A 16660-nucleotide genomic window follows, 5' to 3' on the forward strand; every position below is an offset into this window, starting at 1 on the left:
CAACTTTCTTGACACGATCGCCGCCCATGTTAGCATCGCCCCTGTCTGCATGTCAGCACAGTAGCTAACAGACGCCGAATTCAAGCGACGATGGCTCCCGAATCCGGGGGCGTCAGGAGGCTTTTTTTGACAAAGCACACTCCCCAGGATCGACTGGTTGCCAGAGGGCGCCGTGCCCGCCGAGCTGTGGCCTATCTCTTTGGCCCCTCGTTGTTCTTGGGAGCCTGCGCGCAGACTCAGCCGGTTGAAGACGTCCTCACCCGTGCGGACATCGCTTCGGTACAGGAGCGCGTAGAAGACGTCGAGCGCACCAATGGTCGCCTTACCGTGCGGATCGAGGAGATGGAGCGCCAGCTGGTGCTGATGCAGGACCGCGTCGAGGCCAACCGGATCGTGTTGCAGCGCCGAGGCTACCTGCGGAACTCCCAAGAGGCCTTTGCTCGTAATGATCAGGGCCGTCCTCAACCGGCTCCCGAGTCCCATTACGCCACCCGCCCCGAGGATGACTTCGGATATGGCTATGGCGAGCCCGCGCCGCGACGCGCGGAACGACGTCCGGTCACCCATATTCCGCTCTCCGACCAGCAGTCAGGACGCCAGCAGGCCGCCCCACAGCAGGCGATGGAGATTCACGTCGAAGCCCCCGAGGTATCCGAGGAAGAAGCGGTGGTGTTCACCAACGAAGACCTCGAGGCCTACTTCGGAAAGCAGCCCCCGGCTCCCACGGAGGCGCGCACCAACGCTGGTGCCACCGCCGGCGGTCGCCGGGCCCAGGCGCCGGTGACCCAGGAACGCCTGGCGACCAGCCAGGAGATCGACTCCCAACCGTCAGCTTCGCCCGCCACCCGGAAAGCTCCGACCACCCAGCGCGAACTTCTGGATCTCTATCAGGAATCGCTGACCAGCTATCGCTCCGGGAGCTACAGCGACGCGTTGGAGGGCTTTGAGACCTTTCTGGCGGGAGGACCTCGCGAGGACTACCTGGATAACGCCCTGTACTGGATTGGCGAATGCCACTTCGGCATGGGGAACTTCACCCAGGCCGTCACCCAGTTTCAGCGCATCCTCGATGAGCTTCCCGGGGCCGCAAAGGTCCCCGATGCCATGCTGAAGATGTCGCTGGCCTACGATCGGATGGGGCAGCCGGGCAGGGCGGTGGAGTTATTGCGCCGGCTCTCCGATGATTTTCCCGGTACCAACGCCGGGAAGCTCGGCGCAAAACGTCTCGAAGAGCACCCGCATCGGGATGCATCCTGAGCGGCGGCTGTGGCACACTGAACGCAACACCTGATGATTGAATGCCCCCGGGCATAAGACAGATCTGGAGCATCTATGTCGAAGAAGAAGATCGGACTGAACCTGCGCCGGGGCGCCCGCGGTGTGATCCATGGCTCGTTGGTGACCGCGGCAACGGCAGCGATCTTTGGGGCGGGTGCCTTGCCCCAGGCCCAGGCACAATCTCCCTACTTCTATGGCTCCGACCTTCCAGACTATCATGTGGTCAGTGAAGGGGACACGATCTGGGACCTTTCGGGAAGCTACTACGGCGACCCCTATCAGTGGCCGAGGATGTGGAGCTACAATGCTCATATCACCAACCCCCACTGGGTCTACCCGGGTGATATCGTGTACCTCCAGGAGGCCCCGGCGCCTCTGGCCACGACCGGAGGGAACTCGCCAGGAGCCGCCCAACCCGCCCGGCAAGAGGCCGCCCCCGCCGGCACCTATCTTCCGGTCGGTGGAATGATCACTGCCGAAGAACTCACCCTCGCCGGACGCATCATCGGGTCGCCCAAAGAGGCCTCGATGCTTGGCGAACACGACTCGGTCTGGGTGCGTTTTGGGGAAGAGGAGGACGAGGACTCCGAGAAGAAGGGGGACCAGGAGCAGGCCGCCTCTGAGGAGCCGGAGGTCGCCGTCGGCGAGCGTTTTGCCATCGTGCGCCTGGGAGACCCGATCACGGACGACGAAGACAACACGCTCGGTCACAAATACATCGTCCTGGGCAGTCTGGTCGTCACCGAAGTTTCAGAAGACCACGCCGAGACAGCGCTCATCGACCAGTCCTGGCGTGAGATTGAACGCGGCGATGTGCTCGTCCCCTACGAGCGCCAACTCAAGGTGGTGCAGCCTCGCCAGGCCGAGAACGACCTTATCGCGCACATTGTCGACACGCTGCAGCCGGGCTTTGCCTTTGGGACCGACCAGTATGTCTTCATTGACCGTGGTGCCGAAGACAGTGTGCGGGTGGGCAATCGCTTCTTTATCTATCAGCGCTTCGAAGGCCTCAACCGGCCGGGCACCGAACCCGACAAGGAGATTCCCTGGCAACGGGTGGGCCAGGTGATGGTGCTGGATGTGCGCGAAAATTACTCCACGGCCATCATCACGCGGGCGAGCCGCGAGATTGTGGTGGGCGACCGTCTGGAAATGTACGCCGGGTACTGATCGACCCGCGTAATCCTTCATCGTTCCCGGAGCGAACGTGCAAAAGCCCCGAGGCCTTAAAGAGGTCTCGGGGCTTTTTGTGTGTGGGGTGTGTGTCACTTCCTAATCGAGAGCACGCTTGAAGCGGGGGGCGCTACGATGTTTGGTCGAGTCGACGTGATTGAAGGATGTGCGTGGGGTAAACATCTGGCGTGACCCATATGGATTGGCTCAGGGGTAATATGGGAAGGTAACGGCGGCCATGTTTAACCGGAGGAGATGTGCCACCGAGTTCGGACAATATCAGGAGCTCGGGATGAGGCGTCTGGCTTATTCAGTTCTGCGAGTTAACATAATATACACTATCGGACATTAAGAGTCTGAGAAAAGAGAGGGGCGTCGGACGCAATGCCCGACGCCCCCTGATGAGGTGTGGATGCGTTATCCTCGGCTCAGGATGATTTGAACTTCTCGAGGAACTGCGCAAAGAAGCCTTTCTTCTTCCCCTTACGCATCTCAATCAGACGCAGATGCCGCTTTGCATTCACATTGCGCGGGTTGTGCTGCATGGCCTGGTGGAAAAGTCCCTCCGCCTCCCGAACTCGCCCCAGCCCTTCGGAGACCACCCCCATAAAGGTCAAGAGCCAGTCGCGATCGGTGAGCTCCACACTGATGGTATCGAGCTCTTTAAAAATCGCCTGGGCCCGGGTGCGTTTAAGCGGTGTCCCGTCCTGGTTTTTGGGAATCTGAAGGTATTCGGTGTAGAGAAAATGAGCCCGGTACTCCAGATCATCGGGGTTATTCTCGCTGGCCATCTTGAACTGCTCATGAGCGCCGGCGTGAGCGCCGGTCTCCAGCATGGTCTGCCCTTTGCGAAAGGCGCTCTCCGCGTTGAGAATCGAGCCGATGTCAGTATTGGCTCCTGAGCGCTCCAAATCGTATTGGGCGCGCTTATCGGGATCGCTCAACACCTGCTGGGCCGTGTTAAGCGTTGAGAAGATCTCTTGAACGAGCTTTTTATCATCCCCGAGATCATGCGCGCTAAAGCGGTCGACGTGCCATTTTTTGGCCAACTGACGAAATTCACGCGTGGCCTGTTGCTTGATAACCGTCTGGTCGAGCCCATCCTGTACGCCGAGCAGCTCGTAGTAGCTGGCCTGGGAGATGCGCTGGTACATCTGCCGGATCTCCTGGCGAACGGCTTCAATATCCTGACTCATCGTGGGGGCTCCTCGGGCAATCACACCGCCTCTTCGGCGGCCTTCTGACAGGGATTTAAGCCCGTAAAGTCTACGGGATCGTTGTGCGAGTGACAACGTGCGTCATCTCACCGGAACGCGAAGCTCGAAGGCCTGGAACCGGCTAAACTCAAACGCAAAAACCCCCGCAGGAGTGAATCTCACTGCGGGGGTTTTTAGAGTGGCTACGCAGGGACTTGAACCCCGGACCTAGCGGATATGAGCCGCTCGCTCTAACCAGCTGAGCTACGTAGCCTTGTGTGTGGGCGAGATGTTTTCATCGCCGACGTGAGGCAGATATTTAGGGGCTTTTGCGTGGACCGTCAAGGGGGTTTTTACACCTGGTATGCACTTTTTTGCTCAACCTGTAGAGAAATACCCCGAGGAAATTGACAGGGGGGTCAACCCCGGTACAACGGAAGTCCCCGTACGGGCACACAAAACACCACGTTTGCTACCTTCGTTCACACTCACCACTTCCGGCGACGCTTTATGAAAAAGCCAATCTCAGGACGAGATCGCGTCTGGACCACGATGGTCACCACCGCCGCGTTAACCTTTGGAGTCGTAGGAGCGACCGTCATGACCGCCGGGGCCAGCCCTCCGGTTCATGAGGTTGAGCGCGCCCAACAGGTTGCCGAACGAGCCGCGGCGGCCGACGGCGCCGTGCGCACGCTTCGGCTCAGCGCGGCCCGCGAAGAAGCGCAGGCCCAGGCGCGCCAGCGCGCCCAGCGACTGGTCAGCGCGGCGGCCGCCTTTGAACCGGTGGTCTTTCCCGCCCTCCCCACTGACTGGGCGGCGGCCGGCCTCGATATTTCCAAAGCTGAGGTCGTGGGCGATCGTCTGGTCCAGACGTTGCCCAGTGGCGCGCGCGTGTTGCTGACGATCGACCCGGAGCTGCAGTCCTATCTGGATCAGATGCTGCAGGCCAACCTGGTGCCTCATGGCGGCGTTGTCCTGCTGGAGCCGCAGACCGGGCGGGTGCTGGCGATGGCTGAGAACTCTCGGCGTGGCGAGCAATACGACAACTTCACCCGGCAGGCGCAGGCTCCTTCGGCGTCGGTCTTTAAGGTGGTGACGGCGGCGGCGCTAATGGAAGGCCACGACGTGAATCCGCATGAGGAAGTCTGCTATCACGGAGGAACTCGCGGGTTGTCCAAACGCAACATTGAGGGCAGCCCGGCGCACGATAATCGCTGCAATGATCTGGAAGGCGCCCTGGCCTGGTCGATCAACTCCCTGATCGCCAAGCAGGCCTACACTAACATCTCGGCCGACTCCCTGGTGGAGTGGGCGGAGCGCTTTGGTTACAACCAGCCTATCCCCTTTGAGTTGCCGGTGCAGGTAAGTCGCGTGATGCGCGTCGAGGATCCCCACGAGCGGGCTCGGGCGGCGGCCGGCTTCTGGCACTCGCACTTAAGTCCGCTGCATGGCGCGATGATCGGCGCGGCGCTGGCCAACGATGGCGTGATGATGCGCCCCACCCTCATCGATCGTTACGAAGCGCCCGATGGCTCTACTCTCTATGAGTTTGAGCCTCGTGTGTTCCGCGAAGTCATGCGACCGGAAACCGCACGCAAACTTGGCGAAATGATGGTGACCACCGCCGAGCAGGGCACCGCGCGACGCTACTTCGGGCACAATCGCCTCTTTCCTCGTTCGGTCGAGGTTAGTGGCAAGACCGGCACCCTCTCTAACCAGGACCCCTTCCTGCGCTTTACCTGGTTTGTGGGCTTTGCGCGCCACAAAGAATGGAGCGATGATCGGGGTGTGGCCGTGGCCGGCCTGATGGCCAACGATCCGGCCTGGCATATGGTGGGACCTCAGGCCGCCAGCGAAGGCGTGCGCCGCTACTATCAACTCGAGCGCGAACGTCGTCGCGAGAGCGAACCCGTCGTCGCGTCACGCTAAGCCACACTGCATCAGCACGTGATTTAAAGGCATGAAAAAGGCCGGCTCCGCAGAGCCGGCCTTTTTCTATTCAAGAGCTCTACAGCCCTTCAAGTCTATCCGCACCGCCTGCTCAGGCCTCGCGCACCTGAGCTTCCTCCTCGGCGTAGCGTTCTTCGATGGCTTCAACCTGGGCACCCTGCTCCTCCCAGGCCATCAGAACCTCGGTAAGTTCATCTTCGAGCTGATGGAAGCGTTGATTGAGTTCGGCGACCTGGTCCCCCCCGTCGTAGGTTGCCGGGTCGGCCAGGCGAGCCTGCAGCTGACCATGCTCTTCTTCGAGGACTTCGATCTTCTCTTCGAGCTTTTTTAAAGTCGCGCGCAGGCTGCGGGTCTCTGCATCGCGTCGCTTTCGGATGGCTGCCAGGACACGGCGCTGATCGCGTTTCGACACGATCGGTTGCTCGGTCGAGGGCAACCCTGGCATCTCGGCGTCCACCTCCCCGGCTTCCTGAGCGAGTTCGCGCTCACGACGCCAGCGAAATTCTTCGTAACTGCCCGGATAGACCTTGAGTTGCCCGTCATCCACCAGCACGACTTTATTCACGACCTCGTTGAGGAAATAGCGGTCGTGCGAGATGACGCAGAAGGCCCCCTCAAAGCTGCGCAACGCGTGTTCGAGCACCTGTCGCGAGGAGATGTCCAGATGGTTGGTCGGCTCATCGAGCAGCAGCACGCCGGCCGGCTCCAGGAGCATCTTGGCCAGGGCCAGTCGGCCCTTTTCTCCACCGGAGAGCACGGAGATGGGTTTATGGACGTCATCACCACTGAAGAGGAACGCCCCCAGGATCGAGCGCACCCGAGTGACCGACTCCATGGTCGCGCTGGCCTCCATTTCCTGAAGGACGGTGCGCTTCAGATCGAGCTGATCCACGGAGTGCTGGGCGAAGTAGCGAAGTTCGACTTTATGGCCCGGCACGACCTCACCTTCATCCGGGACCAGTCGACCGGCGAGCATCTTGAGCAGAGTGGTTTTACCGGCGCCGTTGGGACCGACCAGCGCGACGTGGTCCCCGCGCTCAAGCGCGAAATCCACCGCCTGATAAATGACGTTGTCGTCAAAGCGCTTGGAGACACCGCGAGCTTCCAGCGCAATCTTTCCAATGCGCGGCGGCGCCGGAAACTCAAAGCCAATTGAGCTCTGATAGTCTGGTGGCACCTGGATGCGCTCGATCTTCTCCAGCTGTTTAACTCGGCTCTGCACCTGCCGGGCTTTGGAGGCCTTGTAGCGGAAGCGTTCGATGAAGTCTTCGATATGAGCGATCTGGCGGGCCTGTTCGGCCGCCTGAGCCACCAGGCGCTCGCGGCGCTCGCGACGCTCGCGCAGGTAGTAGTCGTAATTCCCGGCGTAGAGGTGCACCTGACCGGCGTGCAACTCAGCGATGGTGTCGACCAGGCGGTTGAGGAAGAAACGATCGTGGCTGATCACAACGATCGTGCCCTCGTACGCGCTCAAAAACTTCTCGAGCCACTCGATGCTCTCCAGATCCAGGTGGTTGGTCGGCTCATCGAGCAGGAGCACTTCCGGGCGAAAGAGAAGCAGACGCGAGAGCAACGCGCGCATCTGCCAGCCCCCGGAGAAGGTCTGAATGGGAGCGTCCATCTCATCGTTGCTAAAGCCCATTCCGGAGGCAATCTCGCGGGCGCGACTGCGAAACTCGTAGCCGCCGTGGAGTCGAAAGCGCTCCTGGAGGTCGGCGTAGGCCGCGCTGGCCTGCTCGGAAGATTCGCCGGCAGCCAGGGCGGCTTCGGCACGTTCCAGCTCGGCTTCCATCTCCAGGAGGTCGCGGCGCCCGCCGAGCACCAGGTCGATGACACTGCCCTGCTCTTCGACGGCGAGTTCCTGAGGCAGATAGCCTACACGAACACCGCGAGGCTGAATGACCTGGCCGCGGTCGGTTTCTTCCTGCCCGACGATGACCCGGAAGAGTGTGGTCTTGCCGGCGCCGTTGGGCCCAACCAGGCCAATCTTCTGTCCTGGCGAGAACTGCCAGTCGAGGTTTTTGAAGAGCTCGTCGCTCCCATACGATTTACTGATGTTATCGAGACGAATCATAGGCTCCTCGTGGCCGTCGCGGATGCGGGAGGTATACCCACAGCCCTCGCGATGAGCAACGCCCCAGATATGCAGACTTGCCCGGGGGGGAGCGTCGGCCAAATTGACACCAATTTCGGCGCGCTGCTATCGTGTGAGGCGCTCTCTTCTGAAGGTTCGCCCGTCTGTCGGGCGCCCCGGAACTACCTTTTGTCTGATCAGGAATACCATGAAGCGATGGTTGCTCGGCCTTATTGCGGCGCTGACGCCGGTCTCATTTGCTCACGCCACAGAGCCTCCCGCCGAAGTCGTGGTGCTACGCTTCGCTGAGCGCGACGTCGACCAGGCAGTGATGGACCAGTTTTACACGGAACTTCAGACTCAGCTGGAGGACACCGGGGAGATGACGCTGGCTCCCGGTGGCGAGGTCACCATTGATGATCTCATCATGATGGGAGGGTGTTCCGCCCCGGATGAAGCCTGCCTGAGCGGCATGCAGGATTTCGTTGCCGGGCAACGCCTTGTGTACGGCTCGGTTCAGCGGGCTGAGGACGTGCACATGTTCTCGCTCTACCTTTTTGATTTTGAAACAGGCACCTTTTTGCACCGGGTTGAAGAGCAGACGTTAAAAGGGGATGACGCCTGGATTCAGGCTGGTATTCCGGCGGTGATTGAGCATCTGCTCTACGGGCGTTCGGCTCAGGTTGAGGTGCAGGTGGAAGGCTCCGCCACGGCAGCTCTTTCAATCAACGGGCGGCCGGCCGGTCAGGGCTCGACGACGCTTCGGGAGTTACCTCCTGGCGAGGCGGTGATTGTGGCTAGCCTCGCTGGCGGAGAAGAGTTCAGCGAACGCGTGATCTTGCGACGTGGCGAGAACCCGGCGTTGCGCTTTGTGTTTGCGCCGGCCTTGGGCAGTGATGCGGAGCCTGTGGCTTCCCGGGGATCGTTGCTTCCGGGAGTCGGCGTTGCTGCGCTGGGAGTCGCTGGTCTGGTAGTGGGCGTGCTGGGGCAGACGCAACTTTCGGCGCTGGAGTCCGATGCCGAGCAATTGGTCAACGGGCGTAACGCGCTGGCCGCCGAGGAGGTGAGCCGCGCTTCGGAGCTGCAGGCGCAGATGGATCGCGCTCATACGCTGCGGGTGGTGGGATTCTCTGCGGGCGGCGTCGCCCTGGCCGCGGGAGGTTTTCTGATTGTGCGTACGCTGGGTGGAGACACGAACGAGTCCCAGGGGATGAGCTGGGATGTCGACATCCGCAAAGACCGGGTCGGAGCGAGCCTGCGTCTGGACTTTTAAAGACGCAGGAAAGAACTCCCGCAGAACACAGAAGGCCCGCGCTGCATGTTGCAGCGCGGGCCTTCTGCGTGTTGAGCACTTCCCTTTACGCCCCATCGTCGAACCAGGACGAGCAAGGACGAATAGCTCGGGAGAGCCCCGCACGGCATGTCCGTGACGAGCCCCTCCGAAGGAACAAACTTAATCGATCCGCGCGAGCCCGTAGCTGGCAATCGCCCGCATCAAGGGGTTATCTCGGGTGAGATAACCGCGGAACGACGCTTCCAGCTCGGCATCCCCCCGACGCGCCAGCGCCCAGGCCGCCAGAATGGCCGCCGGCTCATCGGGACGCAGGCGCACCACGCTCTCCAACGTGGCGGTCATCTTCGGGTCGTTGGAGGCCGCCAGCTGGTAGATCAGCTCCGAGCGTACATCGGGCTGAATGTCGTCGGCGGTGGCCAGCTCCCGGGCCAGGGGGAGCAGCGTCTCGCGGTAGCGCTCCAGCTGGGCCATGGCGGCCTCGCGCACACGGGAGGCGTTATGGCGAAAGAGATGCGTGTAGATGAACTCCCGGGCGGCCGAGCTCAATTGCTGCGGGTTCAGCGCATCGGCGAACTGAGGCGGCGGATTGCGAAGCGCGGTGCGCACATGGCGTTCGGCCGCCTGAGGGTCGAGCTTCAACAGCCCCACAAACGCCTGCCACTGCACCGAAAGATCGCGGTCACGGAGAAGTATCTCCAGTGTTTGCGCGGCCTCCGGCACGCCGGTGTTGATCAGCGAGTCCACCAGCTGAAGTTTAATCTCGGGGTCCTGATCGGTGGTCAAAAAGCGCATCACCTGAACCGCACGGGCTTCGCGAATTTGCCCCAGAGCTTCGACCGCAGCCAGGCGCACCTCTTTGTCCCGTTCGTTGGTCACGGCACGACGCAGCGGCGTGAGCGCCCCGGCATTGGCGATCTGCCCCAGCCCGCGGGCGCTGTGCAGGCGAATCTCTCGGCTCCCTTCAAAGAGGCCCCGATTGAGGAGTTCCATGGCCTCGGCGCGACGCGTCAACCCCAGAGCCTTTGCGCCCACCAGGCGACGCTCAAACACATCGCTGCGGAACATCTCCACAAGCTCCTGATAGACCGCATCGTCGCCGGTGAGGGCGGCGAGTTGGTAGAGGAGTTCGCGGTCACTCTGATCTTCTGTGGCCGCAATGAGCGGGCGAAGTTCGTCGAGGCGCACGCGCGCTCGTTCTTCTACCAGGAAGCTCAAAATCTCGGCGCGTTCTGAAGGCTCCTGACCGGCCGCCTTCTTGAAGAGCGGCGCGGCTCCCCTGGCTTCGCCCAGGCGCACCAGCTGACGGGCGGCTTTGAGCGAGACCGCTTCGTCGCGGTTTCCAAGCGCGCCCTCTAGAAACGTTACGAGTTCGGGACGCAGGTCGTTCTTCGCAAGGAAGGCCTCCGAGATCGCCATCGCATCGGCGCGCACCCCGGCATCACGGCTACGAAGCATCGTCTGAGCAAACTCCAGCGCCTGCGGCCTGGCGGTGTACACCGTGGCGACCCGGGCATCCTGACGAAGCTCCCCGTCGGTGCTGGTCAGCGGAGATTCAAGAAGGTTGTAGATCGCCCCACTCTGCTGAGCCAGGTAGCGAAAGACGTCGCGACGCGTGGCGGCGTCAGCTCCCTTGAGGGCGGCTTCCAGGAGCTTGGTCTGGGTGGCCTCGGGCAGCCCGTAGACCATCTCGCGAACCAGCGCGTAGGTCGTCGCACTCTCTTTAAGGATGTCGGCACTGTACGACGTAGCGCTGCGCTCGTTGGCCAGCATCAGCGCCAGCCCCACCGCCAGCTTCTCGCGTTCGGCCTCGGCTGCTTTTTTGGCCTCAAGCTCCCGACGCCCTGCCCGGTCTGCGGTCTCTCCCAGCGTGAGAATCGCGGCGATACGCACCTTCGGGTCCGCGTGCTCCTGGAGTTCCTGGGCGATCTCGCGCGCTTCATCCTGCCGTTCGGCGGCAAATGCTGCCGGTGCCGGCGCTACAATGGCCACGACGGCGGCTCCGGTTAGAGCGTCTCTCCACTTCATCGCTACATCCTTTGTGCAGTTGTGCGCCCAGACAAAAGCGCCGACCCGCAGGCGGGTCGGCGAGGTCCTCCACGCGGTGTTTGCCTTACCCGAAGTACTCGCTCATGCGCGAGACGATGCGCTCTTCGACCTTGCCCTTAAAGGGGCGGGCAAAGAGGCTTAAGTCGATGTCGATCATCACATCGGAGTCCGTCACCTGAAACTGACCGGTGAAGCCCTTGCCCTTTACCTTGGCATGAGACTTATCGTCGTTCCAGCTGATGTTATTGACCAGCGAGGGGAACTCACCCTCAATATCGGCGACGATGCCATGCACCTTGGCCTTGGCTTCTTCCGTGTTCATACCGTGGGGACGTTTGATGGAGATATCCGACATAATGGTGCTCCTTGGAGGGGGCGTCGCCCGTGGTCTGGGGCGTCGTCACAAGTTGGAGGGTCGAGGCGACCGGAAAATTCACACAAAAAGACGGGCAGACGGTAGCAATCGGCCATTTCTGTTGTCAATCCGGCCGCTCGGCAGCTCGCGTCGCTGCGCGAAGATAGTGCATATCCCCTGCAGGACAAGCCGTACCGCGAGCCCGCTGCGGCGATCTGATAACTTGCCCGCGCACTCCTGGCGGTGATAGCGTGGACGCGGAATCCAGTCCATGAAGTCAAGCCGCTTGTGACGTTTTAGGCCCGAGGTCCCCATGAGAGCTCCCAGGACATTGATGCTCGTCGCGCTTGTCGCGATGGTCGGTGTTTCAATTGACGCCGAAGCCCAGACGGTTCGTCGCTTTGATGATGCTGGCGACGGCAGTCAGTCGCAGATTTACATCCCGGGGATGCCCGTACCTCAGCCAGCCGCGGCGCCGGCGGCAGGCGACGCGGCCAGTTCTCAGCCTGGTGGCGATGCCGAAGCCTCAGATGAGGGCTCCTATCAGATTTCGCTCTACGGCACGCGGGGCCGACGCGCCCGGGCCTCGGAGCTCGCCGCTCGGCCCGCCGACGAACTCTACCGCGGTGTCATTCCGGGGACTCGTGATGAGATGGCTCACCTGGCCGACGCCCGTCGGGCCGGCGCCCAGACGGGAAGCCCGAATCAGCTGACCTGGATTGGCTTTTTGCCCGAAGCATCGCGTACGCGGGTCTTCTTTCAGAGCCCGCGACCGATGCGCTATCAGGTTCAACGCGGGGCTGGCGAGCAACCGCAGGTGGTGCTCACCTTTGAAAACGCCGAGATCCCCACGCGTAACTTCAGCCGCTTTATCGACGCGAGCTTCTTTAAGCGTGCGGTGACCCGCATCGACGCCCGGGAACTCAGCGGTGGCGGGGTTGAGGTCACCATCGACCTGCGCGAAGAGGTGAACCCGCAGGTCAGCACCGATGGGGAGTACCTCTACCTGGACTTCCCGCACCAGACTTCCCGAAGCACTCAGGCCCGCGCCAACTGAGCTTGAGCTGACGGTGGATCATGCGGCGACCCAATCGCCCGCTCTTGATGGTGGTGCTTGCGCTGCTGATGGTGCCCGCGATGAACGCGTGGGCTCAGTCTGGCGATGTAGCGACCCACTCCAGTGCACTGGAGCTTCCTCGAGCCGATGAGTTGATGCGTGTTATGGAGCGCGTGCGTTCCCGCACGCGCTCTCCGCTCTGGCGCTGCGCCCCCCAGGATGAAACGAGCTGCACTTGCGTCGGTATCGAGTCGTCCGACTGGAAGATTCAGCTGCTCGACGTTCGCCACCGCCCTGAAAGCGTATCCATCGCCGAGGTGCGCGCCCTGGGGCGAGACCAGGCCTGGGTGGCGCAAGAGGTTGTGTTCGGTGACCACGACACGATCACGCTCCACGACCTCCGCTGGCAAGGGCTGGACCATCCAAACATCCTGCATGCATCGCGCGCGGTGGCGCAGGGAGGCTCTGGCGAACTGATTCTGGAGGATGTTCGCTGGCACCGAAACCCTGACGCCCCTCCGCTCCTTCGCGCGCCCCACTGCCAGAATGACGACGCGCTCACCAGCCTGACGTCTCTTGAAGACGGTCGTGCGGGGCTACGTCTGGCCCGCGCTCGCTACTTTCCCGGTGCCGGGTGGACATTGCAAGACGCCCGCCTGGGGGCCTTTCTGAAACTCGGCGGCGACCTCGCCGTCAACCGCCGCACCTCGGGCGTCCTTCCGCCGACGCTTCGGGTCGGCAGCTCCGGGGCCCAGGTTGAGCTTGGAGTCGCCAGCGGGCGCTACCCACTTTTGGCGCGCGTGACGCTCGATGACAAACGCCGAGCAGCCGCCGGCCTGAGCTACCTTACACAGCCGGCAACCTGTGCGGGGGAACGGTGTGCTCAGCAGGCCTTCGGGCTGGACTTCGGGGTGACCACCGCGGGCGCCATGGCCCTGGGAGCCGACGGAGCCCTGAGTCTGGGGGGGGAACGCAACCATCTCGCGCTGCGGTTGGAGCAACACACACTCTGGGGCTCAAATGACGCCGCGCTCTGGGAAGGACGCCGCCTGGAACAAGGAGCGTTGCTGCGCGACTGGCGTGTCCAACGCGCCGGAGCAAGTCTGGGCTCCGAGGCGCTTTCCCTGCAGATCAGCGCGGCACACGCCGACCTTCCCTACATCGAACCTACCGGTGCCAGCGTTCCCCCGGGCGCCTCCGAGCTCCGGGTGAACTTTGGCGGCGCCGTTAGCCTGGGGTCAGCGCTGGCCGATCTGCGGCTTACACACCTGGAACTGAACTCCACCGAGTTTTCAGGGCGCCTGGGCCTGGCCCGATTCAACGTGCATCGCGTGTTCGGCAACGCAGGTCGGCTCTTTGTGCGCCCGGGCCTCCATGCCGCCCTGGGATGGTGGCGCGGCGCCGGAGCTTCGGACGCTGCCGATGTTGTGCATCACGGCGGTGGCGCGAGCGCGCGTGTGATGATCGATGCAGGACTGGCGCTGCGCGCTCAGCTTGGGGCCCTCTCTCACGCATTTAGCCCCAGACTCCTTGCCGGGCGCCAACTGCACGTCGGGGGAGGCGCGCCGGATCCGACGAACGTGCTGGATCTGACGCCCGTTCTCAGAGGCGCGCCCGCAGGAAACTTCAACTTCGCGGGCCCCCGTATCGAACAGGCCCTGGACTTCGACCCGGGCTGGCGACTGGAAGTGCCCCTGAGTGTGATCTGGTTCGACGAGGGCGCGGGGCGAGCGTGGCAACCGATGTACCAGGGGGCCGTGAAACTTAGCGGGCTTCTGCCTCGCCCGCTGAGTGTGAGGCTCGCTGCTCATTGCGTTGTGGAATGCTCCGACCCGAGCCTGAGCGCCCGGGTGGACGTGACCTGGTTTGGTCCCCTGCGCTCTCGCCACGTGCTCGAACGCGGGCCCACACATCACCTGGCCGGGCCTCTTTTAGGGGAGCGCCTACGCAGCGACCTGTGGGCCGGCTGGCATCCCTCATCCAACAACGGGGCCGAGTCGACGCTCTTTCACACCTCGGCCTTCTTCGCTTCCTGGGAGCGCTGGGCCGCCGAAATGCGCCTCTATGGGGATGTACAGCTCCCCGCGGAGAGCGGTGGCGAGCTGCACCTGCGCTACGGGTGGCCCGAGCTGGGATGGGCATTCTCGCTGCGCGCGGCCACCTGGCCCGCAACCGGACGCTGGGCCAGCTATCTGGGCGTCTCTCTTCTGTAAATGCGCCGCTCTTTCCGGCTCAGAGCTTCGCGCGCGCTTTGAGACGTCCCAGGCCCGGATGGTCGGGCCGAAGGTGCTCGATCTGCTCAATGGAGCGACGCGCCATCGCCGCATTCTGGGTGTTGATGGCAAAACGCGCGCAGATCACAAAGACCTCCGGGTTATCCGGCTCCATGGTCATCGACTGAGTCAGGAGTCGCCCGGTTTCATCGACCACCTCCCGGCTGGTCGGATTGAGCTTGAAGTGCGTGTACGCAAGGTTCGCAAGAATGATGCCGCGAGAAGGGTCGTAGGTCACCGCCCGGGTCAGCACGTCGCGGGCCGCGTTAAAGTCGCCCAGGCGCAGGTAGGTCAGACCGTCGCGAAAGTAGATATCGCCCATGGCCGCGGCATCCGGATTGACCCCGGGACGCTCCGTGCGCCGCGGCTCTGGAGGCGGCGCGAAGGTGTTTAACGCCTTCTTCCCCTCGGACTGAATCTCAACCAACGCCCTGCCGATCGCTCGCCGAATATCCAGCGCCTTGCGGGTCAGATCCATGTCGCCCAGGCGTTGGAAGTTTTCGGCACGGTAGAAGCGCTCGTAGCGTTCGTACCGGCCCCGAACCTGCTCTAGATCCGTATCCGGCGGCAGGTTGAGCACGATGTAGGGGTCGTCGGTGCTCTGAATGCGCGCGTAATCCTCGTGCACAATCGTCTGGATGCGGCCCAGGCGGCTTGCACGGTCGTCGCTTTCGTCGGGATTACCCATGAAAATGCACTTTTAATCTGGACGGAAGTGTGTTTTGAGTCCGGAAAAGTCCTCGGGAGCGAGTGTATCAGGAGAAGCGCCCGGCACAAAGGTTGTGGCAGGGAGATCGATGAGCGAAGACGCGAAAATCACGGACCAGGGCGACGACATCTGGACCCACCAGACCGACACGATCGACTTAAACTCGGTCCATGCCTACGATTACGCCCTCCCCCCTGAGCTTATCGCCGCGACACCGGCACCTCGGCGCGAAGAGGCGCGACTGCTGGTGAGCCGACGCGGAGAGAAAGATATTGAACATACCCGCTTCAAACACCTCACCGAGCACCTACGGGCCGGCGATCTGCTGATCTTTAATGACACGCGGGTGGTCCCGGCTCGCCTCGAGGCGTTTAAGGACACCGGTGGGCGCGTGGAGCTTTTCGTGCTTGATGTCGAAGAGCCTTCGGAGCAGGAGCGGTGGACCCGGCCGGCCACCGGCCTGCTGCGCTTGCGCTGCATGACGCGCAGCTCTAAAGCGCTGCGCCCGGGTATGGTGCTGACGGTCACACGTGGCTCCGACACCTGGCCGGTCACGCTGAGTGAGGCCGGCGGTGGCCGCGCGCTGGTCGAGTTGAGCTGGGAAGCCAACGCGCTGGCTTTCCTGGAGCGTTTCGGTCGCATCCCGCTCCCGCCCTACATCGAGCAGCGGCGTCGCGAGGCCGACGATGCCATTGAGGTCGACGATGCCGTGCGTTATCAGACGGTGCTCGCCAGTGAGCCCGGCGCCGTCGCGGCTCCCACCGCCGGATTGCACTTCTCCGAAGAACTGCTGGCGCGTCTGGAAGCCATGGGCGTGGGGCGAGCCACGCTGACGCTGACCGTGGGCGCGGGCACCTTTAAGCCGGTGACCTCTGAGCGCCTGGAGGATCACCCGATGCACGCCGAGGCCTACCGCATCCCGGAGGGGCTTCGCGAACGCATCGCGGCCTGCAAGGCCGCCGGCGGCCGGGTGATTGCCGTGGGCACCACCTCGGCCCGCGCCCTGGAAGCCGAGGCGCGACGCGAGACTCCGCTGAGCCCGGGCTGGCGCGAAACCTCGATCTTCATCCGGCCCGGCGACTCCTTTCAAATGTGCGATGGGTTGATCACCAACTTCCACCTGCCCCGCTCCACCCTCCTGGCCCTGGTTGCCACCTTCGTGGGGTATCCCACGCTGCGACGCATCTATTCGCAGGCGGTCGCCCGCGGCTATCGCTTCTACAGCTACGGCGACAGCTCCCTCTTGCTCTGAGCT

Annotated in this window: 12 protein-coding genes and 1 tRNA gene; 7 read left to right on the top strand and 6 right to left on the bottom strand. The window is 62.8% G+C overall.

Going from position 1 to position 16660, the window contains the following annotated elements; all coding sequences use genetic code 11:
- The first annotated feature begins 126 nt into the window (after window positions 1-126).
- On the top strand, window positions 127-1257 hold the full coding sequence (locus DL240_RS05655; RefSeq protein WP_158542376.1) for a tetratricopeptide repeat protein: 1131 nt from the start codon (window positions 127-129) through the stop codon (window positions 1255-1257).
- A 75-nt stretch (window positions 1258-1332) separates the two neighbouring features.
- Window positions 1333-2448 (top strand): LysM peptidoglycan-binding domain-containing protein, encoded by a 1116-nt coding sequence (locus DL240_RS05660; RefSeq protein WP_111728904.1) that lies wholly within the window; start codon window positions 1333-1335, stop codon window positions 2446-2448.
- Window positions 2449-2879: 431 nt separating this feature from the next.
- On the opposite strand, the gene DL240_RS05665 is transcribed toward DL240_RS05660, so the two are convergent.
- Window positions 2880-3647, bottom strand: coding sequence for a J domain-containing protein (locus DL240_RS05665; protein WP_111728905.1), 768 nt, complete (start codon window positions 3645-3647; stop codon window positions 2880-2882).
- Window positions 3648-3847: 200 nt separating this feature from the next.
- Window positions 3848-3921 (bottom strand) — tRNA-Met (locus tag DL240_RS05670).
- A 236-nt stretch (window positions 3922-4157) separates the two neighbouring features.
- Between DL240_RS05670 and DL240_RS05675 the strand changes: the two genes are divergently transcribed.
- Complete coding sequence (locus DL240_RS05675) at window positions 4158-5576, top strand: penicillin-binding transpeptidase domain-containing protein (RefSeq protein ID WP_111728906.1); 1419 nt, start codon at window positions 4158-4160, stop codon at window positions 5574-5576.
- 112 nt (window positions 5577-5688) lie between these two features.
- Here the strand turns inward: DL240_RS05675 and DL240_RS05680 are convergent, their stop codons facing one another.
- Window positions 5689-7671, bottom strand: coding sequence for an ABC-F family ATP-binding cassette domain-containing protein (locus DL240_RS05680; protein ID WP_111728907.1), 1983 nt, complete (start codon window positions 7669-7671; stop codon window positions 5689-5691).
- A gap of 208 nt (window positions 7672-7879) precedes the next feature.
- Here DL240_RS05680 and DL240_RS05685 point away from each other — a divergent pair, with 208 nt between their 5' ends.
- On the top strand, window positions 7880-8944 hold the full coding sequence (locus DL240_RS05685; RefSeq protein WP_111728908.1) for a peptidase associated/transthyretin-like domain-containing protein: 1065 nt from the start codon (window positions 7880-7882) through the stop codon (window positions 8942-8944).
- Between the two features lie 180 nt (window positions 8945-9124).
- Here the strand turns inward: DL240_RS05685 and DL240_RS05690 are convergent, their stop codons facing one another.
- Together DL240_RS05690 and DL240_RS05695 are read right to left on the bottom strand one after the other, a co-directional pair.
- Entirely contained in the window at window positions 9125-10990 is a 1866-nt protein-coding gene (locus DL240_RS05690; protein WP_111728909.1) for a HEAT repeat domain-containing protein, read from the bottom strand.
- Window positions 10991-11075: 85 nt separating this feature from the next.
- The gene (locus DL240_RS05695) at window positions 11076-11366 is read right to left on the bottom strand and encodes a polyhydroxyalkanoic acid system family protein (protein ID WP_111728910.1); all 291 of its coding nucleotides are present in this window, start codon (window positions 11364-11366) and stop codon (window positions 11076-11078) included.
- Between the two features lie 313 nt (window positions 11367-11679).
- Here DL240_RS05695 and DL240_RS05700 point away from each other — a divergent pair, with 313 nt between their 5' ends.
- On the top strand, window positions 11680-12423 hold the full coding sequence (locus tag DL240_RS05700) for an AMIN domain-containing protein (RefSeq protein WP_146618124.1): 744 nt from the start codon (window positions 11680-11682) through the stop codon (window positions 12421-12423).
- 20 nt (window positions 12424-12443) lie between these two features.
- Window positions 12444-14636, top strand: a complete 2193-nt coding sequence (locus DL240_RS05705) for a hypothetical protein (RefSeq protein WP_111728912.1) — start codon at window positions 12444-12446, stop codon at window positions 14634-14636.
- A 19-nt stretch (window positions 14637-14655) separates the two neighbouring features.
- On the opposite strand, the gene DL240_RS05710 is transcribed toward DL240_RS05705, so the two are convergent.
- Window positions 14656-15384: a tetratricopeptide repeat protein gene (locus DL240_RS05710; protein ID WP_111728913.1), complete on the bottom strand. Its 729-nt coding sequence runs from the start codon at window positions 15382-15384 to the stop codon at window positions 14656-14658.
- A gap of 109 nt (window positions 15385-15493) precedes the next feature.
- Here DL240_RS05710 and queA point away from each other — a divergent pair, with 109 nt between their 5' ends.
- Complete coding sequence (gene queA / locus DL240_RS05715; protein WP_111728914.1) at window positions 15494-16657, top strand: tRNA preQ1(34) S-adenosylmethionine ribosyltransferase-isomerase QueA; 1164 nt, start codon at window positions 15494-15496, stop codon at window positions 16655-16657.
- Window positions 16658-16660: the final 3 nt, after the last annotated feature.

The sequence above is a fragment of the Lujinxingia litoralis genome, assembly GCF_003260125.1.
Lineage (GTDB): Bacteria > Myxococcota_A > Bradymonadia > Bradymonadales > Bradymonadaceae > Lujinxingia > Lujinxingia litoralis.